This is a genomic window from Paenibacillus sp. FJAT-27812 (assembly GCF_001273905.1).
In the GTDB taxonomy this organism is placed as follows: Bacteria; Bacillota; Bacilli; order Paenibacillales; family Paenibacillaceae; genus Pristimantibacillus.
The window spans coordinates 3,231,804-3,257,912 of sequence record NZ_LIGH01000001.1 but is presented as its reverse complement, the minus strand read 5'-3'; the positions used below and the strand labels follow the sequence as shown (position 1 = coordinate 3,257,912).

18 protein-coding genes are annotated in these 26,109 nt (G+C 50.4%); 4 read left to right on the top strand and 14 right to left on the bottom strand.

Features of this window, described 5'->3' with window-relative positions:
- Positions 1-20 precede the first annotated feature (20 nt).
- From ADU23_RS13660 to ADU23_RS13620, 9 genes are all read right to left on the bottom strand, one after another.
- On the bottom strand, positions 21-1,538 hold the full coding sequence (locus tag ADU23_RS13660; RefSeq protein ID WP_053374244.1) for a spore germination protein: 1,518 nt from the start codon (positions 1,536-1,538) through the stop codon (positions 21-23).
- 135 nt (positions 1,539-1,673) lie between these two features.
- On the bottom strand, positions 1,674-4,412 hold the full coding sequence (locus tag ADU23_RS13655) for an alpha-mannosidase (RefSeq protein ID WP_053374243.1): 2,739 nt from the start codon (positions 4,410-4,412) through the stop codon (positions 1,674-1,676).
- A 26-nt stretch (positions 4,413-4,438) separates the two neighbouring features.
- A complete protein-coding gene (locus ADU23_RS13650) occupies positions 4,439-7,552 on the bottom strand; it encodes an alpha-amylase family protein (protein ID WP_053374242.1) in 3,114 nt (1,037 codons plus the stop codon).
- Positions 7,549-8,868 carry a glycoside hydrolase family 125 protein gene (locus ADU23_RS13645; protein ID WP_053374241.1) on the bottom strand — a complete coding sequence of 440 codons (1,320 nt, stop codon included), beginning with the start codon at positions 8,866-8,868 and terminating at the stop codon, positions 7,549-7,551. The genes ADU23_RS13650 and ADU23_RS13645 overlap by 4 nt, the downstream gene beginning before the upstream one ends.
- A gap of 32 nt (positions 8,869-8,900) precedes the next feature.
- Positions 8,901-9,818, bottom strand: coding sequence for a carbohydrate ABC transporter permease (locus ADU23_RS13640; RefSeq protein ID WP_053374240.1), 918 nt, complete (start codon positions 9,816-9,818; stop codon positions 8,901-8,903).
- Between the two features lie 54 nt (positions 9,819-9,872).
- Positions 9,873-10,811: an ABC transporter permease gene (locus ADU23_RS13635; RefSeq protein WP_176707838.1), complete on the bottom strand. Its 939-nt coding sequence runs from the start codon at positions 10,809-10,811 to the stop codon at positions 9,873-9,875.
- An 80-nt stretch (positions 10,812-10,891) separates the two neighbouring features.
- On the bottom strand, positions 10,892-12,358 hold the full coding sequence (locus ADU23_RS13630) for an ABC transporter substrate-binding protein (RefSeq protein ID WP_053374239.1): 1,467 nt from the start codon (positions 12,356-12,358) through the stop codon (positions 10,892-10,894).
- Between the two features lie 194 nt (positions 12,359-12,552).
- Positions 12,553-14,073 carry a response regulator transcription factor gene (locus ADU23_RS13625; protein WP_053374238.1) on the bottom strand — a complete coding sequence of 507 codons (1,521 nt, stop codon included), beginning with the start codon at positions 14,071-14,073 and terminating at the stop codon, positions 12,553-12,555.
- A complete protein-coding gene (locus ADU23_RS13620; RefSeq protein WP_157265775.1) occupies positions 14,066-15,883 on the bottom strand; it encodes a sensor histidine kinase in 1,818 nt (605 codons plus the stop codon). Before ADU23_RS13620 ends, ADU23_RS13625 begins: the two co-directional genes overlap by 8 nt.
- Positions 15,884-16,075: 192 nt before the next feature.
- Here ADU23_RS13620 and ADU23_RS13615 point away from each other — a divergent pair, with 192 nt between their 5' ends.
- From ADU23_RS13615 to ADU23_RS13600, 4 genes are all read left to right on the top strand, one after another.
- Positions 16,076-16,345: a hypothetical protein gene (locus ADU23_RS13615; RefSeq protein WP_053374236.1), complete on the top strand. Its 270-nt coding sequence runs from the start codon at positions 16,076-16,078 to the stop codon at positions 16,343-16,345.
- Positions 16,346-16,500: 155 nt separating this feature from the next.
- Positions 16,501-16,803, top strand: coding sequence for a hypothetical protein (locus ADU23_RS13610; protein ID WP_053374235.1), 303 nt, complete (start codon positions 16,501-16,503; stop codon positions 16,801-16,803).
- Between the two features lie 160 nt (positions 16,804-16,963).
- Positions 16,964-17,803, top strand: coding sequence for a non-homologous end joining protein Ku (gene ku / locus ADU23_RS13605; RefSeq protein WP_053377620.1), 840 nt, complete (start codon positions 16,964-16,966; stop codon positions 17,801-17,803).
- A complete protein-coding gene (locus tag ADU23_RS13600; protein WP_053374234.1) occupies positions 17,800-18,702 on the top strand; it encodes an ATP-dependent DNA ligase in 903 nt (300 codons plus the stop codon). The genes ku and ADU23_RS13600 overlap by 4 nt, the downstream gene beginning before the upstream one ends.
- A gap of 381 nt (positions 18,703-19,083) precedes the next feature.
- On the opposite strand, the gene ADU23_RS13595 is transcribed toward ADU23_RS13600, so the two are convergent.
- From ADU23_RS13595 to ADU23_RS13575, 5 genes are all read right to left on the bottom strand, one after another.
- Complete coding sequence (locus ADU23_RS13595) at positions 19,084-20,064, bottom strand: glycoside hydrolase family 18 protein (protein WP_053377619.1); 981 nt, start codon at positions 20,062-20,064, stop codon at positions 19,084-19,086.
- 77 nt (positions 20,065-20,141) lie between these two features.
- On the bottom strand, positions 20,142-22,814 hold the full coding sequence (locus ADU23_RS13590) for a transglutaminase domain-containing protein (RefSeq protein ID WP_157265771.1): 2,673 nt from the start codon (positions 22,812-22,814) through the stop codon (positions 20,142-20,144).
- A gap of 6 nt (positions 22,815-22,820) precedes the next feature.
- On the bottom strand, positions 22,821-23,846 hold the full coding sequence (locus ADU23_RS13585; protein WP_053374233.1) for a carbohydrate-binding family 9-like protein: 1,026 nt from the start codon (positions 23,844-23,846) through the stop codon (positions 22,821-22,823).
- Positions 23,847-23,895: 49 nt separating this feature from the next.
- Positions 23,896-24,768, bottom strand: coding sequence for a sugar phosphate isomerase/epimerase family protein (locus tag ADU23_RS13580; protein WP_053374232.1), 873 nt, complete (start codon positions 24,766-24,768; stop codon positions 23,896-23,898).
- A gap of 38 nt (positions 24,769-24,806) precedes the next feature.
- Positions 24,807-26,093: an alpha-L-fucosidase gene (locus tag ADU23_RS13575; RefSeq protein WP_053374231.1), complete on the bottom strand. Its 1,287-nt coding sequence runs from the start codon at positions 26,091-26,093 to the stop codon at positions 24,807-24,809.
- Between the last annotated feature and the right edge of the window lie 16 nt (positions 26,094-26,109).

Sequence of the window (26,109 nt, the reverse complement as noted above, 5' to 3'; positions counted from 1 at the left end):
CTCCTTCCTGCATCTCCCTGCTATTTCTTGCGTTGCCTGATCCGATTGCTTTTCTGCGCTGTGCTTGGCCTTATAAAATGGATCCAACGCGGCATGCGGATAAGCGTATCCTGTTGATTCGATGCAATAAAAGGACTAAGCGGCGACATATACGGCTCTCCGAAGGAACGCAGCGAGCATAAATGCAGCAGCAGAACAAACAAGCCCATAATAATGCCGAACAAGCCGAAGCTTGCCGCGAGCCCCATTAACACGAATCGCAGCATACGTATAGGGATCGATATACTGTAAGCGGGAAACGTAAAGGTTGAAATCGCCGTTACCGATACGACGATAACCATCGCGGCGGAGACGATTCCAGCCTCGACGGCCGCTTGGCCGATAACCAGCGTACCCACGACGGATACGGCTTGACCGATCGCCCGAGGCATTCGAAGTCCGGCTTCCCGCAAAATCTCAAACGTAACCTCCATCGCTACCGCTTCAATAAAAGCAGGGAAAGGCACGCCCTCCCTCTGAGCGGCGAGACTGATTAACAAGGAGGTAGGGAGCATATCCCTGTGAAAAGTCGTAATGGCAATATACAAGGATGGAAGCAGCAGCGAGATAAATCCGCTTATATAACGCAATAATCTTAGAAGACTCGCGTAGAGAGCCCTTTGGTAATAATCCTCGGCAGATTGAATAAAGCTGACAAATTGCGTAGGGACGATCAGCACGTTCGGCGATCCATCCACTAGAATCGCTACTCTGCCCTCAAGCAGCTGCGCGGCTACGCTATCTGGCAGCTCGGTATTGTAAACGGTTGGGAAGATGGACAATTTCGCATCCTCGATATACTCCTCGATATAACCGCCTTCCAGCACGCCATCGATATCAATCGCTTGCAGCCTCGAGCGTACCTCCGAGATAACGGAAGGTTTGGCAATGCCATTCAAGTACATGATCGTAACGTCGGTTTTCGTAATTCGGCCGATCGCAACCGTCTCAATCCATAACCTCGGATCTTTGATTTTCCGGCGCACGAGCGAAGTATTAACCCGCAGCGTCTCGGTGAAGCTCTCCCTTGGTCCCCGGACGGATGTCTGGTTGGTCGATTCCGTAACATCGCGGCCTTTCCACTGGCGAATATCCGCCCGGTAAGCATGGTCGCTGCCGATCAGGAAAATAATCGCTTCGCCAGAGAGCAGCGACTGATACAGCTCGCCTGTCTTCGCGACGGGGTGAAGCGAGCCTATGCCCGATAACAGCTGCTGTGCAAGATCTTTATGATCCATCTCAAGCTGAAGCGAGCGGTTTAGATAGTCAAAAATATAAGTATTAATGATGGTGGCATCGGACATGCCATCGATATATACAATGGCAGCGGTTGACGCATCACTGCCGGCAGAGCGAATTTCACGGATGACAACATCATCGCTGCCGCCCATATCCTTTAAAATCATCTTTAAATTTTGCTCGATATTTGCTGCTAAGGGTTCTCCCTCATGCTCAAGCCGTGATTTATCGTCGATAAATTCCTTCGTTGGCTTTGTCATAGTCAGTTGTCTCCGGTTCCGTTGTCTCTTTCCATTATGACCACGTTGGAAACTCGTTAAACTAAACACCGGCATTCGCCATATACAACAAGAAGCCCTTTGCAGGGTTCCCCATGCAAAGGGCTTCTTTATTATTTATGAACGCTTAACGCCGACAGTCAAAATCTCGCATGGTCCAACCGTCAATTGCAACGACGATTGTCCATTAAGGGCAAGTCCTTCGACTTCGTGCTCAAGCACATTGCTTTTGTATGCTTGTCCGAGTGATCCAGCAGCTGCCTCTGACAGGTTCAGCTCCGTCTCAGCAGGCTTCATGTTAAACCATCTTAGCATGAAATCACCGGACTTCTCGTTCACCTTCAAGGAGGAGAATGCCAGTCCGCTGCCATCCCAGTTGAACAAGGACAATGCTGGAGCAAGCTTGCCAGAGTGGACACCAGTCTGGCTGACTGTCCACGGCACTTGGAATTGATAGCTTCTCGCGTAAGCGCCAGATTCAGCGCCGTCTCCGTTATGCGGGAGGATGGTCAAGCTGAAGCTCTGCTCGCCCAGACATTGTGCTTCCGGAGTAGGGAACACGCCCCAGTCGCCAAGCTCTGCTACCGAACGAAGCAAGGTAATCGCAATGGAATTGCGTCCATCGCGCAGTACTTCGTATTCGTTTAAGCCGAGGTTCGAAACCGTCAGACCCGCATGCTCGCCGCTCACGTCAACGAATGCTTGCTGATGCTGCGCATTGCTTGGATTGATCCACTCCGCTGCCGGCTCGATATCGCGCGTTGCAATCTCGAAAATTGAATCCGCTTGATGGACAGCTGTCTCAAGATCAGTAGGGAACAATACGCGAACCCGGTGATCCTTGGCTTGGTTGTTGAAGGAAGATTTCCATTCCACACCTTGCCCAGAGCGGCTTATTGCGATTTCCGTACGAATCGTAAGCGGGACGGTCGCTTCTGTACGCTGCGACTTCCGGTTAGGGAAATAAACCGCCTCTTGCTTCTCGACTTCAAAATATGGCTCTGCCGAAGCAGGTACCGCCCATTCATGCACGATTTCGATTGCTGCGCGGTAAGGCGTATTCTCGACAAGGCGAATGCTGGCTGGCAGACCCTTCGTCGTTAATGTTTGTTCGCCTGTTGGCTGCTTGTACATGTATTCATTGCCGATATCGCCTGTGTTCTCATATACGCCAAGATCGCGGTAAATTTGACCGCTGCGTTTATCGGTTAGACTAAACGAGCCGTCGGCTTCCACATCGATCCGAACAAATTCGTTCTCCAGCGATTGCTCTCCTGCGACTAGCGATACTAGCGGCAGTTCAGCTGCTTTCGCGTTGCGAACGTAAGCAAATGCTGCCAAACCAAGCGCAGCGACCTGCACCGCTTCAAGCGTTAGACGCACTCTGCGGCTCATATATGGCTGGCGGAATTTGTCATCCGGCAGATCATAGCCAAACTGAAGTCCCAAATCAACTGCCGAATGAGCGATTGCTGTACCAAGGTGATCAACAACTGTTCTTCCTGTTACATCAACGCCGTACATTTTTTGATTCATTTCATCAAGCGACAAGCCGTCACGGAAATAGATGCGTTCGATATCAAGCTCGACTTCAACCACTCCGCTGCGCTCCCAGCCGGTCGTATTATAGACGACAAACGGTAGGACGTCCTCGCCGTATTGCTCGAATACGGTCGTGTCGACCGCATCTGCAATGACGGCTTTGCTGTCGTCAATAATCGCTTCCGCCACATGGCGGCTCTTATCGAAGCGGGTCACCATCTCGCGGTGAACCTCGTCCACGCTGCAGCCGCAAATGCTGTCATGCGGATGGTTCTGCATGAGCGTTTTCCACGCATACGTAAACAAATGATGCGGATACTCATGCCCAAGCGAATACGCAAGCGTAGCAAGCGGCTCCGCTACCTTCTCCAGCATAGCTTGGCCGAGCTGATTCATTTGCTTCAAATAGACGCGTGCGGATGCTGTATTCACAAGCGTTGACCAGCCGTCCGTCCGCTGGCTGCGAAGCTCGCCCTTCACGACAGACAGCTCGCGCGTCAAGGACTCGTTCACAGAAGCTAGGTAATCTTCGAAATTGGAATGAATAAATTCCGTTTCAGGGAAGAGCTGCCTTGCTGTGTCCAGCGCAGCAGACAAATCCTGCTGGATCGGCTGATGGTCGCAGCCGTTCATGAACAGCAGCTGGCCGGTAGCGGCATATTTCTCCGCTTCCACAAGCTTCCGCTCCCAATATTCTTTGGCAGCAGCTTCATCCGTTGGCACTTCCATGCCGTTGCAGTACCAGTTCGCGAATAGAACGCCCAGTACGCGGGAGCCGTCCGGCCCCTCCCAAATGAGCTCGGAGAAGGACGATTCATAATCCGAATCCGCTACCGTGTTATTAAAGCCGGTTGGCTTAACGCCTCTTCCGAACACGGCATTATCAATGCCGGCTTGCTGCAGAATCTGCGGAGCTTGGCCGATATTGCCGAACGTATCCGGGAAATAGCCGACTTTCGCTATCGTGCCGTAACGGCTCGCATCCTGATTGCCGATTTGCAAATTGCGAAGATTCGCTTCGCTGCTCGTCAGGAAGGCATCCTGCAAAATATACCAAGGTCCAATTGGAATACGGCCTTCTTTAATATAACGCTCAAGGCGCTCACGGTTCTCCGGACGAACCTGTAAGTAATCTTCTAGGATGATCGTTTGCCCGTCCAAATAGAAGCTTTTGAAATCAGGATCGGTATCCAGCGTATGAAGCAGCGTATCCATTAGTTTCACAAGCAAGACATGATGCTTCTCATAGGGCAAATACCATTCCCGATCCCAATGCGTATGCGAGATAATATGGGCTGTGCGTTTGTAGGTCATCGTTCAACACCTCTTCTTGTTCGTCATTATGATACGGCTATACACACTTGATCCGGCCGATAGACAGCTAACAGCTGACCCTCTTTATCCACTGCGAATAGAACAGACCTTTCCTTCTCCAGTGCAAAGGAATATCGGACGCCAGTCACAGGGTCCTTCACTTCAATATCAGCATTATGGCTGTACTCCGACACGAATACGTACAGCGCTCCCTCTTGGAAAGTCAGCTTGCGGCCGTAGACGCCCGGCAATTGTCCGCCTGCTATCCACTCCAGCTCCTCGGAACAACCCGCGGAAGCCAGCGCGTATTGGTACAAGGCCGAGATCGGCTCGATACGGTCGTTCAGCTCAACCGGCAGCGGACTCCAAATGATGCGTCCTTTGCCGTGCGCCAGCTCGATGAGCTGATCGCTGCCAAGCGCAGTATCGCTTACCTGTGCTTCCTTCCAAACCTGCGCAATGCGGCGGCTGCCATAAGAGACAGGCAGCACGCGATCTCCGATACGAATTTGTTCCTCGCGGAGCACGTTCACAAGCTCTCTTGCGCCAAACAGCTCCGAGTGGCGATCAACTGGACGCCAATAAGCGTCAAGGCTTGTTGGCCCCGTCAGCAGAAGCGTCGCACCCGTTCGTTCAACATAACCTAGCAGCTGCTCAAGTGCAGTATCGTCTATATTGTGGGCGCTTGGAACGATGACGAGCTTGACAGGATTTGCTTCAAGCTCCTCCAAATGATATTCCGAAGCACCGCGGAAAGGTTTATTCAGCTCGTAAGCAAGCACTCGCGTTGCTTTCGTTGTTGCGTCAAACGCCAGCTTGCGATTTGAGAAATCGTTCGAATAAGGGAAAACGACAGCGGTATCCTCAAGCTCCCGCCCTTTGAACAAGTCTCTGATCCCTTCCATAAACCGTCCAAAATCGTAGGACACATCTGCTTCCGGCTTCTCTGTGCCATCCGCACGAAGCGCGCCGATATGCGATTCATTGGCGTTATCCATATAGAAGTTGGTATTCCAAATCCACTGAACCGCACCTGCTCCGCCAGTCGCAAAGGCATAAGCATATTTGCGCTCAAGGATGTTCCGCAGCTCCGCTTCCGAACGTTTCGCGCGGCCCTCCGGCGTCTCTACATACATGATGCCGGTTTCCTGCACAAGATTAGGCTTGTCAGCTGTTTTCGCAAAGATGCTGTCCCAAACGAGCTGATCATTCAGCCACCACGAATGGACAGTTGTATAGTCAACAGCCTCGCCATAGAAGAATGGGGAAGGCCTTTGCGCGCCGAGCGCTTCATCCTGTCCAACCGTAACCATATGGTCAGGGCATTCTTCTTTGATCGTTGCGTACAGCTCCTGAGCCCAGCGATTATGCATATCCATGGAAAACAGCACATAATCAAGCCAGCGTGTTCCCTTCTTGCCTTGATGCATGTCTTGCACGTCAAAGTTGATTTCCTCTGGCTCCGGCGGCACAGCCGATTCAAAGCTTGGCAGCTGCTCCGGGGTCATGTTCCACAATTTTTGCAGCTTCGTAATCGACCCGTGACGCTCTTTCAGCCAAGCAGCATAAGCAGCCTTCTCGAATGGATCACGCGTTGATCTTGGGCCATCGGAGAAAATACGCGGCGGATCGAACATCGACGGCTCATTAATTAAATCCCAGTCCACATGCTTGGACTGGCTATGTCTAGAGACGATCGCCCGAATAAACCGTTTCTGAGCCTCGACGCTTCTTGGGTCGAGGTATGGATTTTGCCCTTCCCACGTTTCCGGGGTAAAGGAGAAGAACGTAAAGGTTACCTGCAAATCATTCCGCTTCGCCGTGAGCAGAAATGCGTCAATGGCGCGAAGCGCCTCTTCTGACGCATGGCCGTCCACCTGCATCACATTGCGGTAAGCGGTCCATATGCCGGTTCTGATCCAATTGATGCCCGCTTTGCGCATTTGCGCCATATCCCGCTCCCATACGGAAGCGTTCGGCAGGAACAAAAACTTGCGCGCCACATCCGAGGTCATGTATGTCATGCCCACAACCGGCATCGGCCGGCCGTCCTTCATGAAATAATCGCGCTCAGCGGTAACAGGGCTGCCTTCGGCAAGCAGCTCGCGGTCAAAGCCCCAGAACCCTTGACGAAGATAACGAACTTCTCCTTCAGAGGATTCCGCTTTGCATTCCACGCTGTAATAGCCGCTCACAAGCTCAAGCGGAACCGGAATGCGAACGATAAGCTGCTTGCTTGCAACATCCTCTTGCAGGCTGGTTGTAAAGCGCTGCTCCGGCTTGCTGTCATGCTGAACCACAATGGAGAAGCTCCAGCTTACAGGAGATGCGCTTGAAGAACGACTAAGCTTCTGTGCTTGCAGCGTCAGCATAGCCCGCTCACCCGGCTCGAAGGAAGCGTAGTTTGGCTTAAGCCAAAGCTCCGTTACCCCTTCTCCGCAAAACGCCGTCCAGCGGCGAAGCTCCTCAGCTCCCCCGCCTTGCCAGAACTGTTCCGTAAGCGGCTGATTAACGAACAGCCAGCGCCCTCCCGCGAACATCCCCTTCGTATTTTCCCAAAGCACGATCGGAGCGGCTACCTCTCTATCTTCAGCAGAAACGCCTTTTAGAAGCGGGAACAAATGGGCGTCCATTGGACCTGCCGAGCCCATCTGATGAGGCAAATCGCTTGTTTTTGTCACATGCGGCACTAGATTCCAAGTGTTGGATACTTCAAACAACGATTCCTTGCCTTGCAGCAGCGGAATGTCAGCATGCGCAGACAATGTCCTAATCGGAGCTGCGTCAACAGGCAGCGCTTCGTGAATATGAAGCTCGCGGTGATAAGCCGTTTGCTCGGATTCGGTTTCCCATGCGCCATCCGCATTCTTGGTAACGGGATATTTAAACGGAGCTCCGCCAATATTGATCAAGCTGCCGCCGCGTTTCAAATAAGCTAGGATGTCTACCCAAGCTTCCTTAGGGAAATAAGGCGCGTGCATGTTTACGAAGCAGCCGCCGTCCGCATCGCGCAGCGCCTTGCCTAGCGCATTCGCGCGAACAACGTTGCCAATTTGAACAAGCTGCCCCTCGGAATCAGAGCTTAGCCGTGAACGCAGCGGAAACGACGGATCATAAAAAATAATGGTGCTCATGCTCATAGAATGTCATCCTTCATCGCCTGATAGACAAGCTGTGAGAATAGGCTGTTCGACCAAGCGAACCATTTGCGCGTGAACAAAGCAGGATCATCCGAATGGAAGCCCTCATGCATGTAGCCTGTATCCGCGTCGGTTGCTTCCAGCATCGCAATCAAAGCCAGCTTCTCTTCGCTGCTTGTTGCCGTAATCCCTTGCATCGACAACGCCATATGCCAAATGTAGCCAGGAGGCGTATGCGGGCTGCCGATCCCTTTCGCTGCCGTGCCTTCGTAGTAGAACGGGTTATGCTTGCTAAGCGCAAATTTTCTCGTATTTTGATAGATCGGATCATCTGCATTCGTATAGCCAAGATAAGGAATCGACATCAAGCCCGGCGTGCCTGCATCGTCCATTAGGCAATAGTTGCCGAAGCCATCTGTTTCATAAGCATAGATAGGGCCAAATTCCGGATGCTGATAGATACCGTACAGTTGAATGCCATGATCGACATCATCCTCGAGCTTTTTCAGCTCCTTAACGAAATCCATGTCACGGAATACCCATTCCGCTATTTCTCTCATTTGGCGCAGCGCGACCACAGCGAACATATTATCAGGTACGTTATAGTGGAAATCACACGCATCATCGCTCGAGCGGAAGCCCGACCAGATCATGCCGGTATAGTTGATTGGCATGCCTAGGCCGTCATTGCGAAGCGAGTCTGTCGGAATGCCGTTATCACGGATAAAACGGTACGGGGAGCGCTCAAAGTGGCGCTGCTCCGTTTTCCAAAGCTCAACGATGCTGCGCATCGCTGCCTTGAAGCCCGAATCAAAAATATCCGTCAGCTCCGTTTCCTTCCAGTAAGCATGCGCAAGGCGCATCGAGAAGCAGATAGAATCCAGCTCGAACTTGCGCTCCCACACCCACGGAGACATTTCCGTCTCATCCGTAGTATTCCAGTGCCAATCATTGTCCGTTTCGTTAAAAGCATTCGCGTAAGGATCGATCTGGATATAATCGATATGGCGTTTGATCAAACCGCCAATGATGCGCTGCAAGTCCTTATCGTTCTTAGCAAGCGGAACGTAGTGAATGACTTGCTCGACGGAATCGCGCAGCCACATTGCAGGAATATCGCCTGTGATGACAAAAGTAGTGCCATCGTCCATCAGCTTCGTCGTCGTTTCCAGCGTATTGGGGAAGCAGTTTTTGAACAATTGCAGCAGCTTCGGACGGTGCGCGAGCTTCTGCTCCGCTTCCTTGAGTACGTCTTGGACAGCCTGCGGCAGCGTCAGCTCCGGCATTGGAATTTTCGGTAATCTAAATTGCTCCATGATAGTTGCTCCTTTAGGAAACAGATTCGTTATTATTCTTTAACGGCACCAACCGTCAAACCTTGAATGAAATATCTTTGGAAGAACGGATAAGCGAATACGATTGGGCCGGTTGCAAGCACCACCATCGCCATACGCGACGTATCCTGCGGCATCGACTGCAGCACGCCTACGCTGAGCGAAGCATTTTGCGAGTTCTGCATAATAAATTGCATACTATTTTCAATCCGCATCAGCATCGATTGAAGCGGCACTAAATTCGGCGTGTTAATATACAGCAGCGCATTAAACCAATCGTTCCAATAGCCGAGCGTGCTGAACAAACCAATGGTAGCAAGACCTGGAAGAGACAAAGGCAGCACCAGCTTAAAGAAGATGCCAAACTCTCCAGCGCCGTCTATTTTACCTGATTCGATAATAGCATCCGGTACCATCGTTGAGAAGAACGTGCGCAGAATCATAATATAAAAGGCGTTGACCGCAAGCGGCAATATCAGTGCCCAAATCGAATCTTTAAGTCCAAGAAGCTGCGTGACAATAATATAAGTCGGCACAAGGCCGCCGTTAAACAGCATCGTAAAGAAGGCAAAGAAAGCGAAAAAGTTGCGGTATTTAAAGCTGTGGCGCGAGATGGCATAAGCGAACAGCGCCGTGAACACAACGCCGATAGCCGTACCAATAACCGTAACGGCAATCGTTACCCCATAAGAGCGGAGCAATTGATCCCCTGCTTTAAACAAATAGCTGTAAGCCTCTACGCTCCATTTTTCCGGAAACAGCTGATAGCCGTTCTTGGCAAGAGTGGACTCATCCGTAAAGGAGATAACTGTAACGAATAAAAAAGGAAATACGCATAGTAATGCAAAAATACCGGCTACAGAATGAAAAATGATATTCCAAGCGGGCGTCAGCCTATGAAAATCGCGGCCTTTCGTCGTTTGAGCGGACACAGCGGTTTTCCTCCCTTCGCAATGCTTGTCTATTGGGCCGTTAAGCCGCTATGACTAGAACAAAGCATTGTCTTTGTTGAATTTGCGAACGATCCCGTTCGAAGTAATGACAAGAACGAAGCCGATAAGCGATTGATACAGGCCTGCCGCCGTACTCATACCGATTTCACCTGTCGATTTAAGACCACGATATACATAAGTGTCGATAACGTTCGTTACGCTGTACAGCGTTCCGGAATCGCGCGGCACCTGATAGAAAAGTCCAAAATCCGCATAAAAGATTTTCCCGATTGCAAGCAGTGTCAAAATCGTAATAAGCGGCGTTAGCATTGGAATGGTAATGTTGCGAATTTGCTGCCATTTGTTCGCGCCATCGATCATCGCTGCTTCGTAAAGCGATTTGTCGATACCCATAATAGCCGCCAAGTAGATAACGCTGTTATAGCCTACCGATTTCCAAAGGAACACAACTACGATAATGATTGGCCAGTAGGTTGGATCTGAATACCAGTTCACCGGATCGATACCGAACCAGCCGGCAACTTGGTTAACGACACCTCTATCCAAGCTGAGGAAGCTGAATACGAAGTAGCCTACGATAACCCATGATAGGAAGTACGGAAGAAACATTCCCGTTTGGTATACTTTTGCTAATCTTTTGTTCGTAATTTCCGCCAGCATAATCGCCATCGCAACGGCAATAACCAGCCCAAGCACGATAAAGAATATGTTATATAACACCGTATTGCGCGTTATGATATAAGCATCGTTCGTACTGAATAGAAATTTAAAGTTTTGCAGGCCAACCCATTTGCTTTCGATAATGCTTGCCAAGAACCCATCTCGGCTATAACGGTATTCCTTGAACGCGATAACCATACCCGCCATTGGCAAGTAAGAGAAAAAAATAAACCAAAGTGTAGCTGGCAATACCATGATCAACATCGCTGTATTTTTATTAATATCTTTGAGAAAACGCCCTATGGCTCCCACGTGATCACCTCTCTGCAGTCAGATTAATGAGAGAAGGTATGAATCGAATGCCGAGCATTCGCCTCATACCTCCCGCTTGTTTACTTGTTAGCGGCTCTCCACTCGTCAAGCTGACGCTGAGCCTCAGCCATGATTTTATCAAGTCCAGCTGCCTTAAACTTCTCATTCGCACGCGCCAAGTATGTTTCAGGATCAACTGTTCCTGTCATAAGTGCCGCCCAATATTCTTCCTTCACGTTGTTTACGGACGCGATTTCCGTTGTTACCTTCGACGTATCGAAGTTGAAGCCTAGAAGCGGAGCTTCCGTACCTGCATCGTTAAACTTCTTGAACTCTTCCCACTTGTTCGTAGGGTCAGTCGTGTTCAAGTACGTGAGCATAACATTGCCAAGCGAGAAAGTTGGCATATCATAGTTTTTGGATTCATCAAGGTTTTCCATTACATTGTCGCTTGCTTTTTTGTAGTGAACGCCTTCGATACCTGAATCAACCATGTTGCGAAGTACAGGATCTGTGTTAAGCAGGTTCAAGAATTCCATTGCTTTCTCTGGGTATTTCGAGTTAGCCGAAATCGCTTGCATCGAGCCCATTACAGACCAGTTATAGATAAGAGCATCGCTTGCTGGCGTCGATACGACTGGGTAGCCGTAGCTTGCCGACCAAAGGTTATCAGCGAAAGGCTGCGATGTCGCGCGGTCAGCGAACCATTTGCCTGTCGTTTGAACATCTGTCATTGAATCCATAGTAGCGGCTTCAGTTGGGATGTAACCTGCTTTGTAGTACTTGTGCATCGTGTTCAAAATTTGTTTCATTTCCGGTGTTTCTAGTACGTTAACGATTTTGAAATCCTTCGTATCGAGCTTAACAGCCATTGGCAGCTTCTCGATTACATAGTCGTAAGGCACGTAAGGCATTTGGTTTTTATCAACGGCGAACGGATATACGCCCGGCTCGTTTTCTTTGATTGTTTTGAGCATTGGCTCTAGGCTTTCAAGCGTGTACACTTTCGAAATGTCCAGCTTGTATTTGTCTACATACTGCTTGTTGAAGCGCCATACTTCTTGGGCAGGCAGCTCTTTGTTAGCTGGGATGCCGTAGTTGTGACCATCGATTTTGGAACCTTCAAGGAATGCTGGGTCAAGCGTCTCAACGATGCCTTTGCCTTGCTCTTTAAGAAGGTCATCGATTTGCATGAACGCGCCTTTTCTAGCATTTTGAACGTAGTCGAATGCCCATGAAGCTGTAAACATAATATCTACTGCTTCGCCGGAAGCTGTCATTACTTGCAGCTTCTGTGCGTAGTCGCCCCAATCGATCATGTTCATTTTAACGGTAACGCCAATTTTTTCAGCTGTATATTTACTAACTTCAGCCATAACCTTGTCCACATCTTTTTGAGGCGTTCCGATCGTGTACCAGATCAGCTCTACCGGTTTTTCGGCAGTGCCTTCCGAGCTCTCGTTTTTGCTGCCCCCACATGCGCTAAGCACAATGGACATGACCAGCATCAACGTAAGCGCTGGTATAAATCTTTTTTTCTGACTCATTGTAAATCCTCCCCGTATCGTGTTGCGAAGCACAAACCGATTGCGTAAGCATACGCTTACTTTATTGTCTTGTCCCATATTCGCGATGCGTCTTAAGGACTAATATAAAAATAACGGATGTAACGGTTTTCAAATAGAGAACAAAGTAAAGGTATGGTGTACAAATTAAAGAAAAAAGACTGCCCAATCTTGCTTTAGAGCAGTCCTTTATAATCAGTGGGTGAAATGCCGACATATTTTTTGAATTGCTTGTAGAAATAACCAGTTTCCCAGTAGCCTACCTGCATGGCGATCTCCTGCACCTTTAATTGCGTTTCCTTCAGCATTTCCTTTGCCTTGTTGATTCGATATTTGTTGATATATTCGGTGAACGTCTCACTCGTCTCCTTCTGGAATAAGTGACCCAGATAGACCGGATGAATGTTGTATTGCTGGCTGAGCGATTTTAGCGACAGCGCCTGCGCGTAATTTTCATGCACATAATTGAGCAGCTGCTGAATAATCGGGCTTTTCACGTCACGCATAAGCGAATCCACCGTTAACGTTGCTGCTTCCTTGACGACCGAGACCAAACCTTCAATCGTCTCCGCGTGCATGATCTGCACGAAACCCGCTTTGTACAGCTCCGGCTGATCAGCCTGCTTGATTTCTTTGAGCTCCATCTTGAAGCGGATCATCAGCTCGATAGCCATGCTCTGGATATAGGCTGGCGTAACTCCCTCAAGCGCTTGATACAGCTCAAAATCAGCATCAATCGCCGCGTGCAGGCTCTCCAAATCCTTGGCCTTAATAAGCTTCGAGTAGGAAGACCAATCCAGCGGCTGTGCCGCTATATTGACGATGCCATTCTTCTCCGTCAGCGATCCGTAATCCAAGATAGCCGGTTCGTCCATCAGCAGAAAATATTCCTGCGCCTTCTTCGCATGGGCATAGCTTCTTGGCGCTCCCTCGCCCATTTCCTCCACGCTGCCAAGCGAAATTCGCATCTTGCTTGGCGCGAGCCGCTTTTGCATATTGTCAAGAATGCTAATCGCCTTTTCCTTGCCGGCAGCAGGATCATCGAGCATAAACACGATAACCAGGTCGCCATCAATATCGACAAAAGGCAGCATCGACGGGTCTTGAACGGCAAGCCGCTGAGCCGCCTCATAGGATGGCTCAAATTGATTTTCCGTACGGAGAACGGCCGTGACGAGATACGGCGCATCGAGACGAATGTCCAGCATATCGGTCCGCTCGCTCAGCTCATTTGGCGCTATGCGCCCGGTTAACCAGCGATACAATATATTATCCCTAAGAATGCGGATATCATAATCGCTAAATAACCGGTCTGGCCTCGTCGTATTCAGCTTGTCGATCGTACCGACGAGCGTCTCCTGCAGCTCGTCGATATTAATCGGCTTGAGCAAATAATTTTCGACGCCAAGCTTAAGCCCCGACTTAATATAATCAAATTCATTGTAGCCGCTCAAAATAATAACCTTCAAATCCGGCCGAAATTGCCGCGCTTCCCGAATTAAGGTTAGGCCATCCATGATCGGCATCGAAATGTCCGTTAGCAAAATGTCCGCCGCTGATTCCTTAAGCGCCTCCAGCGCATCTTGGCCATTCTCCGCGGAGCCGACGATCTCTAGGCCGTATGCCGACCAATCGATAATATCGTAAAGACCCTCGATGATGAACGGCTCGTCATCTACTACGAAAACTCTATACATGCTGTGCTTCCTCCTCGCTTGGAAACTCAATCGTTACGATCGTTCCAACGCCTTGCGTGCTTGTGATTTCAAGGCCATAGTCCGTTCCATAAAGCAGCTTCAATCGCTCATGCACGCTGCGCAGGCCAAAGGAATCGCCAACCTCCTCCACCGAATCAAGCGACTGGCGGATCGCCTCGAGCCGCGTAGGATCAATCCCGATGCCATTATCCTCCGCTTGAATGCGCACTCGCCCATCTGCCTCATAAACGCTTATGCGGATATGATTATCCGATCTGCGGGGCTGGAGACCGTGCACCACGTAATTTTCTATAATCGGCTGGAGCGCCATGCGCATAATATTTTTGCCTGCCAAGCTCTCGTCGCACACAATCTCGTAGGATAACTTGTCCTTGTATCGAATGCGGAACAGCTCCAAATAAAGACGGGATGTCTCAAGCTCATCCTTAAGCGTGTTTTCGCCTTTGGGCTGCACGAAGCTTTTGAACAGGACGGACAAGCTATAAATCATCTCGCCTACATCCTTCGCCCCTTGCGACACGGCGCGCATGCGAATGACTTCGAGCGTATTGTACAAAAAGTGAGGGTTCACCCTTGCCTGCAGCGCAGCAAGCTCCGTGTGCTTCTGCTTGATTTCCGCTTTATATACGCGGTCGATATGGCGGGTCAGCTCGCCCAGCATATCATTAAAGCTGCGGGATATTTGTCCGAGCTCGTCTTCCTTATCGTCTTGAATGCGTGCCGACAGGTCGCCGCTTTCCACCTTGCGCATGAAGCGGATAATTTTATTCGTTCGTTTCGCAAAATTAGTGACGACCAGAACCGGCACGAGCAGCACCACGATAATGCAAATCGCGCTTATGAGCGCAATGGTATGCTTCAGCCTCTGGTACGCGGCGGCAACCTCTGCTTTTGGCGCTACGCCTACGACCATATAACCCGCTTGATTCTGGGTAAGCGTCGTCACATACGATTCCTGTTCAAGCATCGCTGTATCGAACAGCGATTCGATTTTATCCGCATAGGGATAACGGATGCCATAATAGCGGTCAGAGGAGTCGAATAACACCTCGCCCGTTGGCCCAAGCACAATAATATAGCCCTTTAATTGCTCCTTATAGCTCTCTAGCGCTTGATTTATTCGATCGGAATCAAAATAAACGAGCAGCTGCCCTAAATTTTTTAATGAATTTTTGTCCGTGATCGGTACTCGCATCGCATAGAGCTTCGGATCTTGCTGATCAATCGCTTGGCGAACCCAAGCATTCGGTACGGACATCATGCTATTCTCCAGCGCCATTGCATCCGGTATATAAGAGCGAGAGGCGTTAGTTGAAATCAACTTGCTCACATGCCCCTGCTTATAAGCGAATAAAAACTGCTTCTCCGAGCTGTACAGCAGCAAATTTTCAATATCCGCATCGCTATCCAGCTTATTTTCAAAAAAATCGAGTCCCTTTGGCATATCCACATCTGCTTCATTGGTATAATGGTCCAATTGATATTTCATGTAATCCTCGAACGGATGCTGCAAGAAATAAGTAAGATGAAGCGCTAGCGACTCATTCCTGTACACATCCAGTACCATCGATTGCACGGATTCATATTTGCGGGTCATGTAGCTATTAACGCTATCCATCGCCTTTTTCTGATTTTCCAGCTCGTTGCGAATGATCGATTGCGACATGACATTGAACATGAAATAAGAAAAAGTCACGATCGTTACGGTCGTAATGAGCGCGAACAGCAAAATCATTTTCATAAACAGATTATTTTTGACATAGTTGTCGTACAAGCTTCTAGCCTTCAAAATAAGCTCCTTCCTCGTGCTGCCCGGAACCATTGGTGAGAGGAGAACACGATAAACGCTACAACGCTTAATAATACTTCACGATGATTTGTAGACACAAGTAGGCTTCCTATCCCTAGTTCCAATGTTCTCTCATGAGGCAATGGTTAAAGGCAAGGGTTGAATGACGCCGCGGGAGGAGCGTATAATGAAATGGTGAGGAAATCCGCAGGGATTGGAGATGAGCGCATGACGATTGTCAAAATGCTTCGCAATGTTTCCTTCGGCCTTATATTCGGCGTGCTTGCTATTGGATTATTGCCGTTTCTGGTCATTTTCAACTGGGCGGAGATGCTCAATCTGGTCGAACTGGAAACCTCGCCATTATTTATTCTACTCGGACGTTTTATTGGACCTGTGGCCCGCAAGGGCAGCACTAGAAGCACTAGCCGGCCGGAGCAAAAGAAGAACCTCGATCAATAAAACAAACAGCAGCTTGAATGATTGGAATGAATCATGGCCCGAAGGAAGACACTTGGTTGAAGGTGTCCTGCTTTCGGGCCTTTCTTTTCTCGCTTAAACCCGTTATCTATAGTAAAATGGGGCGATGCAACACTATACGATTATGAGGTGCCTCCATGTCCATTAGCTTTACATCGTCCATTATAAGCCGTTTAAAAAGAGAAATCGCCGACATTCAGATGCAAAGCGCAAGCGATAAGATAAAAAGAGAGAAAGCTCTCGCCAAAATAAAACAGCTGCAAAAGAACATTAAAATGAGCTCGTCCCCAACCGATCTCAGCAGCAAAATGACGCAAATTACGAAGCTAACCGAGGAAGCTGCCCGTATCGAGGCTTCCCAGGCTGCTATAGCCAAGCAGCTCACCGCTAAAAATGCGGAGCTTAGGCAGCAGCTCGCTAAAAACGCCCCGCAGGATTAGAACAGCACAGGACTAGAATAGCAGAGACCTTTCACCAGCTCCATTGAGCGGTGGAGGGTCTTTTTGCTATTTGGTGGCCAGAGCCGCCTGCCTATCCGCTTTTTCGTATACTTTGACCAAACGCGCGCATCCTATTGAAAAAAAGCAGGGCGGGGATTGGATGCATACAGTTTGGAAAGGCGCGATTAGCTTCGGATTGGTTCATGTGCCGGTGAAGATGTTTACGGCAACGGAAGACAAGGACGTCCATTTTCGCCAAATACACAAAGTTTGCGGCATGCCTATTTCTTATGTGAAGACGTGCCCGCATTGCGAAGAAGAAGTTAAGCCTGAGGATATCGCCAAAGGCTTTGAATATGAGAAAGACAAGTTTGTTCTGTTTAATGAAGAAGAACTGGAAGCGATGAAGCCGGAATCGGCGCGGGTCATCCAAATTCTCGACTTTGTTGATCTCACCGATATCGACCCTTTGTATTATCAAAAGGCTTATTACCTCTCTCCTGACATGGCGGGAGCCGGTGCCTATAGTCTGCTCCTTGAGGCGATCAAGCAAACGGGAAAAATCGGCATCGCCAAAATTTCGATTCGGAGCAAAAGCAGCTTGGCGGCGATTCGAGCCGTCGGAAATTGCCTTTGCATGGAGACGATGCATTACCCGGATGAAATCCGGCCTCTGGCGGAGGTGCCTAACCTTCCCGAGCAAACGGTTATTAACGAAAAGGAGCTGCAAATGGCAAAGCAGCTCATCGAGCAGCTGTCGGAGCCGTTTAACGCTGACAAATATACGGATGATTACCGCGCTGCGATGCTGGAGGCGATATCGCATAAAATTGCCGGCGAAAGCGTCGACAAGGTATCCGCGCCTGCCGCTGGCCGATCCAATATCATTGATCTTATGAGCGCGCTTCAAGCCTCCCTCGAGGCAGCTAAAATACCGCCCGCCGCTGAACCGAAAAAACGGAAAAGCAGCCCAAGGAAAGCGAAGGATGTTGTGTCATGAGCAAGGCGTCCCTCCCGCTTCCGAAGGTCCCGATGGCGCCAGTCACCTCACCCGATATTCCAACCGGCCCGGAGTGGGCTTATCAAATCAAATGGGATGGCGTCCGTACGCTTGCACGGCTGGATGGGAGCGGCGGCGTTGAACTATTTTCCAAACGGGTCGAGCCCCGCAATGCCACATTCCCAGAAATCGTTGAGCTTTTGTCGCCGCTGCGCGTGGGATCTTGCATCCTTGATGGTGAAATTGTTTATTTTGACGGCACGCGGCCAAATTTTCAGCGCAGCAAGCTAGGCGTCCAGAAGCGGCCAAAGGGCAATGAGCTGTTGTTTGTCATGTTCGATATGCTTAACGACAACGGCGAAGATTTGCGAAGCTTTACCTTCCGCGATCGGTACGAGAGGCTTGCCGCCAAATTTCCGAACAAGTCGCCGCAGCTATTCGTTACCGACCTATTCGACGACGGGCAGTCCCTTTGGGAATGGCTCATCGAGCGGGAATGGGAAGGGCTCATCTCGAAACGTCTGGACAGTCCATATACAGAGGGCAAAGGCCATACGGATTGGTTTAAAAAGCGCAAGGAAGTGCGAATCGTCGCGGACGTAGTCGGCATCAAATTAAAGGATGGCCGCGTCTCAAGCCTCGTGCTGCAATATGAAAACCGATACATCGGACATGTGTCGGGACTCGACAACGCCTCCAAAAAAATGCTGCTGCAGTTCATGCAGGAGCATCCTGGCGATTGCCCCTTCCCTTCGCTCTCGGCAGGCATGAAAAAATCGGACGTAGCTTGGCTCGCCGTACATTTCCCATGCAGAGTGACCGCATTAGAGTTTACCGACTCCGGCCTGCTTCGCCAACCAAAGCTGCTTGGCTTTGGTGCAGGAGATGGAGGTGGTTAAAAAAGTTGGTGCGGCTGGTTAGGCTGGTGCAGCTATTACTACAGGAGCACAAGCCACATGATTAACAGGAATTTCTCCCGCTAATTCAAGAAATTTCAGCTGCATTTAAGAGTTTACGGGAATTTCTCCTGTTAATTTCGCGTACTTTAGCCAAGTCGTGCGATCCTGCTTCATTTAGCGGGAGTTTTTCCCGTTAAATGGTTTTTCCGGCTCTACAGCGGACAATTAGATGGATATTTTCCCGTTAATTCCTTACAGCTGCAGCGGTTTAGGGTGCGAGTCACAATGCGCACACGTACACGCCGCCTTCTCCCATCATGCAAAAACGAGCCTTAGAAGCGATTCTTCGGCTCGTTTTCGTTTCATATTTTTCTATCCCCGCTAAGCTTTAAGGCCTGTATGAATCGCGTCAAGCAGACGGTGCGTCTCGTCGCAGCCATATTCCCAGAACATGACGCCGCCGAGCTCGTTCAGCTTCACATATTCGCATTTGTGCTGCAGCGATTGTTCGTCCTCGTAGGAGATGAAGCTGCTTCCGTTAAAGAGGTACGGCGCTTTGGCTTCATTGTCCCAGTATCGAACATAACCATTTTTATCGATGTACTCTGCTGCAAGCGTGGTGAAATTCGGCCCATAACCGCCGGTGGTTCCAGCCATTTGGTGCAGCCCATGATTACGATCAGGGACCTGATTCCACATTCGGGAGTAAAATGCCGCGCCAATGACAATCTTCTCCTTCGGCACGCCTGCGCGTACGAACAGGTTAACCGATGCCTCCGTACTGATGCGGAATAGATCACCAGTCGGCGTGTACAAATTCGTATGGTGACCCGTCAACACTTGAAAGCCTCCGCGCATGTCATAAGTCATCAACTGAACAAAATCCAAGTACTGCTGGACTTGATCCATCTCCGTGCCATCTACGTAATATTGATCCGCTCCCGCGGCAATCGTAAGCAGGTAATGCCGGTCATCGCTCGCACCTTGACGATCGAGCGCCTCGCGCATCGTCTTAAGCAGCAGCGTAAAGTTTGTCTTATCTGCCGGGCTCGACGCTATTTCGGCTTCGCCGTAGCAAGGATATTCCCAATCGAGATCCACTCCGTCAAACGGAAGGTCGGTCACTGCGCGAACCGCCGAATTCGCCATGCGGCTTCTTCCCTCTTCGGTAGACGCTGCTTCGGAGAAGCCGCCAGCGCTCCAGCCTCCGACGGACAATATAATAGTAAGCTCCGGGAAATCGCGCTTGATTTTCCATACGGCATCCATATTTTTCAAATGTTCTGTCGTAATCTCATCATTGCGCACATGTCCAAACGCCACATTCAAATGCGTTAATTTCATCAAATCTTCCTGCGTCATATCCGGCAGTACGGAATCAACGGCGTAGCCCGCCACGATATATTTCTGCTTTGTCACCAAGTATCACTCCTTTAGGTTTATTGCTGCCATACACCGCTTAGAAGCTGCAATGCTTCCTTCCCGGTTCCGATCTTATATCCGGATGCGGTATAACGAATTTGGTCCTCGCCATCCAGCACGAAGAGATGCGGGAAACCCGCCTCGCTTGCTGGCGGTCCTGCAATAAAAGCAGGCAGCGAAGCATAGCTGGAATCTCGAACAAATATCGTGTTAGGCGGGAGCTTCGGATAGCTTGAAGGATCAAAGGAAGCGGTCCACTCCAGATCGCCGACAATGAGTACGATTGGGGCACCCAGCTCTGCGAACGGCTCAACCAACTCGCTCATTTCGCGAATCAAATGCTTGGTCGGCTCCCGTTCCGGCTCCATCCATGCGACAATTGCGCCATTGCTTCCGATCAGCTCACCCAGCTTCTTGCTCGTTCCGTCAAGAAGGCTGACGGTACTGCTCCGATCCATCGTTCCAAGCACCGGAATATCGAGCATAGCCTCGCGGAACGTGAGCGGAATTTCCGTTTGTTCTCCTGCCCTAACTGTAAAATAAGTCAAGCGTACGCGTACCGTTCCATCCTTGAGGCGTATGCCTGACGTTAATCGATAGGAGCCTTGTTCGACCTCGAGCGGTTCATCGAACATATCCGATTTGCCGTGCGGGTAAACCAGCGTTTTATAGACTCCGTTCTCCAGCCGCGCAAACGTAAAATTGTCGGAGTACGCAGCTGCGGGTGCATCTGCCGCCGCCTCGTTATCCCGAAGCAGCCGCAGCATGCCGTTGTCATTCTTCTCTAACTGCTCCGCACTCTGCGCAATCAACTGATCCTGCCGCCTGTCGTTCTGCTCTGATTGTTCCGCCGCTCCTTGCGTAAACCACGCATCCTGCCAGCTGCCGCTCGCCATGAATTGCGGCTTTTGCTCGCTCGGATGCAGCCTTGCCGGAATGCCTAAGCTGCGGCAGATCGCCACGAACAAAATATCGACGGAAGCCCGGTCTCCCTTCTTGAGGCCAAAGGTACCTACCGGATTCCCCTTCCCTTTCAAGTTCGGAAGGTCCTCCCATAGCGCCCACTCCCTGTCCAATATACGGACAAGACCTCTTGGATCTTCGCGGAACGAACCCGCTTCCTCTTCGGTAAACGTATCCTGAAAGAAACGTTTATAGGGAACGATCATCTCGTGCTGCACACGCGGGCAAAGGACATAGGGGACAAATAAATCTTCCGAAAGCTCTCCGCGCTGCGACAGCGAGCCGATCAAATGATCTTCAAGCGCAGGTCGGAACGTATCGATAAGATCCTTCTCCCTCATGCTCTCGAGCAATAGCAGCGGCCACTCCCCATGCACGGTGGAATTCTCCTGCAAAAAAGCTGCAATCTCGCGGCTATTTCCGCGCGCCTTGCGCAGCACTTCCCACACCCGCTCCGGCGGAAGTCCAGCGGCGAGCGCAAGCTCCGTCGCTTCTGCTTCGGTAAGAAACGTATCTTCATAGCTGGTACGCAGCTTTGTTCCTTCTTCAATCCGATGATTATGCTTTAACAGCTTCTCCTCGGACAGCGGATCAGAAGACTCTCCGCTCCGCTCCGGCGGAGGAACCATGTCAAAGTCCAAGATTCCTTCCGGCTGCTGCGACTGATTCAAAATAACCTCGAAATAATCGGCTTCAGCGACGGTAACCTTCACTTCTCCCCATATGCCATCCTTCACAGCACGGATCAACAGATCGCCGAAGCCCGTCTTGAACGTTGCCTCGCCCTGCTCATTAGAAGGCAGAATAGCAATCGGATAAAATTCAGCCATATTGTACAGCTCGAAATAAACATCGGCTCCGCTAACAGGCTCTCCTTGCTCATCCTTCACATGGACAGTAATGCTGCGCGTTGGCGCGTAACCCTCTAACAAATTAATTTCGGTGAACCATTCATCGGCTAACGTAATATCCTCAGGTCCCGGATAATTCGCAAAAATCCGCGTATTAATCAGCATCGCCCGCCGGGCAGGCGGACTGAACCAGCCTTGGTTCAGCCGCGCTTCCGGTTCGCAAGCGCCGATGTAGTGCCACTTGCCGTCCGCCCATGCTTCCACCCATGCATGGTTATCGTCACAATGTGCCCAGCGCGGCGTGTATACTTGGCGGGCAGGAATGCCAATGCTGCGAAGCGCAGCAACGGCAAGCGTTGACTCCTCGCCGCAGCGGCCCCGCGCATTCCGAATCATCGTCAGCGGCGATATCGTCCGCAAATCGCTTCCGATATAGTTCGCCTTCTCATGGCACCAATAGTTCGTCTCGAGAATCGCATCTTCCATCGACAAATGCGCGGTCCGTTCCGCCAGCTCACGATACAGAATGCCGCGTGAATCCTCGATATTTTCCGTGTTTACGCGGTATGGCAGCACAAAATGCAGAAACAGGTGATCAGGCACTCGCTCGCCCCATGGCACTTGCCTTCGAATATCCAACGTCTGGCGCACATGGCTCAAAAATAACGTCCCGTCATAATCCGCCAAATCGTTCACCGGCATATAGGCGAATAAATATTTGAGCGCCCATGTCTCTTCCTCGGTCAGCTCTTGCTGAAACACGTCAAACAGCTCAGCCGCTCTTGCCCGGGCGATCAGCTGCTTCTCACGGAATTTACGCTCGATTTGCTCCATCGCATCATGTTCTAGTGAGAACACAGAGGTTTGTATCGCCACTCGCCTTCACTCCTTCCATAGCTTTCCGTCTTCTCTAATGCAATAGATAGACTTTCCGTCCGTTGACGGTGCTGAAATTTGAAATAAGGAGCGGGTCGTTTCAATTTCCGGTAAAATGCTCCAATGCTCATCGTCCTTCTTGAGCAGGTTCGCTTCCTTCGCAAATTCCCCATGGCTGGCAAAGTAATTGCGCTCACGGTAATAAAGCTTGCGCAGCTCCCACTTGATGCGCTCATCCTGCGGCAGCTCGAACGATTCCAGAGCATCCACATCCTCAAACACGACATAACCCCATAGCTCAGGATAATGCATATTAATAAGTCCCATCGGCGACCACACCCAGTTATCCTCTGGATAGGACTTCCCCGTATCCGGGTTCACAACCTTGCGGTACTCGCCATCCTGCACCTCTGCCTGCCATTCGACGCGGGAGAAGTTGACGCGCCAGAACTCACCCTCAGCCGGCGGCCGGCTTTCGGCTGCGCATTCGCGCAAGCTTTGCCAAGGCATCGCCACCTCGATGCTCCACTTCCGGTTCTCCGCTCCCGGCTTGTTCAGCTCGCCGTCAATGTGTACCGCCGTCCGAAGGCCGCTAATATCCCAGCCATTTACCGGAGGGCCTCCGTCACGGTAAGGCTTAACGAGCATTAAATCCCAAACCGTGTTCAGCGCGTTAATTTCGAACTCGTAATAGTTATGGGTGTCGCCGTCGGGATCAATGAAAATTTCAAAATCATTATCATAAAAAATAACCGATTCCCGCTCCGTCAGCGTCGCCCAAATTTGATCCTCAATCAATTCCGCCGCGAAATAAAAATACTCGTCGTCCCAAAGCATTTTGACCCGTGTCTGCTTCGCTGGCTTCGGCTTAAGAGCGCCTTCGATATCGACAAAATCATCCGTCCAGTCCGCCGCTGCCCAAAACGGCTTATCGACACGCCCATCAAGAACGAGCTCTCCTGTCGCACGCTTGCAAATATAATGCTTGGGAGCGTATTCAATCCTAGGCTCCGGCACTTCGTTTAATTTCATCTGATTCCCTCCGATTGTATGTGCTTTAGTCTACGAAGCTAAGCAATCGTTAACACTCATCCCAGAAGCGGCGCAAGTTGTCCATTGCGATGCGGGATGCCGATTGGCATTCCTCCATGCCTTCGAACTCGATGGTGATATATCCGTCATATCCCGAGTCCTTGATAAGCTTGACGATCTTGCGGATCTCAATATCCCCATGCCCTACAATTGCCCCGCGCAAATAGTTGCCGTTTGACGTCAAGAACCAATCCCCGCCCCCAGGCTGCTGGTCATACGGACGGAAGTAAAAGTCCTTGAAATGAATGAGCGATGCGTAAGGCAGATTCTTTTTGACGCCGATGATCGGATTCTCATCCACGCACATGAAGTTTCCGACATCAAGCGTCGTCTTAAAATTCGGCCGGTCAACCGCATGCAGCACACGCTGCACGCGGTCGCTGGACTGCACGCTAAAGCCATGATTTTCTATCGTCGTTGTAATGCCAAACTGCGCGGCGTAGTCAGCGATAAGCTGGCTGCCCTTCACCATAAGATGCAGATGGTCCTCGAACCATTTGATCGTCGTCTTCTCCTCTGGGAGGGTAAAGGCGGTCACGTCATGGCGCATATGGTTCATGCCAAGCCGGTGCACAAGATCAACATGCTGCTTGACCCGGGCAATCTCCTCGTCGAACAATTCATCCGTATCCTGCACAAAATTAGCCGGCATCGAATAGTTCGACAGCGCAATGCCCGCTTCCTTCGCGGTCTCCCGCACGGCATCTGCAAGCTCTGGGTTGTCCACCAGCGTATAGCCATAGGGAACGATCTCCATATGCTCCCCTCCGTTATCCGCAATCCAGCGGATCGCATCAAGAACGGTCATTTCTCCAGCTTTAATCGCGTTCAACAAGCTATAAGAGCTTAATCCCAGCTTCATCGTTTCTTCCTCCTTGGAGAGCATGCAAGACTACTAGATTAGTTATGGGTGACAACAGCGCCGGAACCGCCGTACATATCCAGCTCTTCATCGAATTCCAGCTTAAGGACCGTAACTTGATTATGAGTGTCTTCCGAAGTCATATGAATCCATGTCGTTCCCGGTATGTTGAACCACGGCACGCCGCCGTGAATTTCATGCGCAAGCTCCTTGCCGGAGTGAAGCACCGTAATTTTTTTGATCGGATTCGATAATCCCTTCAGGCACACATTTTCTTTCGGATCATCGTAAACGAACAGGTACAACGTCTTTTTATCCTTCGAAACCGTACTCCCGCCTAGATAATAACGTGGCATAATGCCTTCTTCCGTTCCGAACACCGCTTCCTCGTGCGTGCGAATCCATTCTCCCAATCCTAGCAAAATGTCCTCCTGCCTCTTATCGATCGTCCCGTCTTCCATAGGACCGATATCCAGCAGCATATTGCCGCCCAAGGTAATGCAATCACAGAACATCCGAATGATCTGGTTCAAGGATTTGTACTTGTCATCCGTTGGAACGTATCCCCATGAGCTATTGATCGTCGTGCAGAACTCCCACGGACCCTCCGGGCGCGTAATCGGAATGCCTTGCTCGGGTGTCTTGTAATCGCCATAGCCTTGCAGGCGCGAATTGATAATAATATCCGGGTTAAACGATTGAAGGTACTGCTTGAACGCTGGCAGATTCCACTGCTCCGCGCTTCGTTCCCAGTCACCGTCGAACCAGAGCAAATCAACCTTTCCGAAGTTCGTCAGAACTTCCCGCAGCTGGTCATTGTTGAACTGTAGAAATTTTCTCCACTTTTCTTCATCCTGAATGCCATCGGCAGGGCTTGAAAAACGATTCACCGTACTCAAATCATCAGGCACCCTGCCGCCTTCAAAAACGGACGGGTAATCGGGATGCGACCAGTCGATGAGCGAATAATACATCCCAAGGCGAATGCCTCTGCTCGTAACGGCTTCCGCATACTCTTTAATAAGATCGCGTTTGGCCGGCGTTTTTTTCACAACGTTCAAATCGCTGTACTGCGTGTCCCACAAAGCTACCCCGTCATGATGCTTCGTCGTTAGCACCGCATATTTAGCGCCGGATTGCTCGATCAAATCCGCCCATTTGTCCGCGTCAAATTGGGATGCCGTAAAGCCGTCCAGCTGTTTCATATAATCCTCATAGGACATTCTCCCGTTATAAAAGGACCATGACTCCGCAACGCCGTCTACCGCATAAATCCCATAATGTATAAAAATACCGAGCTTCGCTTCCTTGAACCACTCTTGCATCTCTTCTTGCCCCTCT

Coding starts and splice junctions, on each gene's coding strand:
- ADU23_RS13660 (WP_053374244.1), bottom strand. CDS start 1,538: ATGACAAAGCCAACGAAGGAATTTATCGACGATAAATCACGGCTTGAG.
- ADU23_RS13655 (WP_053374243.1), bottom strand. CDS start 4,412: ATGACCTACAAACGCACAGCCCATATTATCTCGCATACGCATTGGGAT.
- ADU23_RS13650 (WP_053374242.1), bottom strand. CDS start 7,552: ATGAGCATGAGCACCATTATTTTTTATGATCCGTCGTTTCCGCTGCGT.
- ADU23_RS13645 (WP_053374241.1), bottom strand. CDS start 8,868: ATGGAGCAATTTAGATTACCGAAAATTCCAATGCCGGAGCTGACGCTG.
- ADU23_RS13630 (WP_053374239.1), bottom strand. CDS start 12,358: ATGAGTCAGAAAAAAAGATTTATACCAGCGCTTACGTTGATGCTGGTC.
- ADU23_RS13625 (WP_053374238.1), bottom strand. CDS start 14,073: ATGTATAGAGTTTTCGTAGTAGATGACGAGCCGTTCATCATCGAGGGT.
- ADU23_RS13615 (WP_053374236.1), top strand. CDS start 16,076: ATGGTGAGGAAATCCGCAGGGATTGGAGATGAGCGCATGACGATTGTC.
- ADU23_RS13610 (WP_053374235.1), top strand. CDS start 16,501: ATGTCCATTAGCTTTACATCGTCCATTATAAGCCGTTTAAAAAGAGAA.
- ku (WP_053377620.1), top strand. CDS start 16,964: ATGCATACAGTTTGGAAAGGCGCGATTAGCTTCGGATTGGTTCATGTG.
- ADU23_RS13600 (WP_053374234.1), top strand. CDS start 17,800: ATGAGCAAGGCGTCCCTCCCGCTTCCGAAGGTCCCGATGGCGCCAGTC.
- ADU23_RS13595 (WP_053377619.1), bottom strand. CDS start 20,064: ATGACGCAGGAAGATTTGATGAAATTAACGCATTTGAATGTGGCGTTT.
- ADU23_RS13585 (WP_053374233.1), bottom strand. CDS start 23,846: ATGAAATTAAACGAAGTGCCGGAGCCTAGGATTGAATACGCTCCCAAG.
- ADU23_RS13580 (WP_053374232.1), bottom strand. CDS start 24,768: ATGAAGCTGGGATTAAGCTCTTATAGCTTGTTGAACGCGATTAAAGCT.
- ADU23_RS13575 (WP_053374231.1), bottom strand. CDS start 26,093: ATGCAAGAGTGGTTCAAGGAAGCGAAGCTCGGTATTTTTATACATTAT.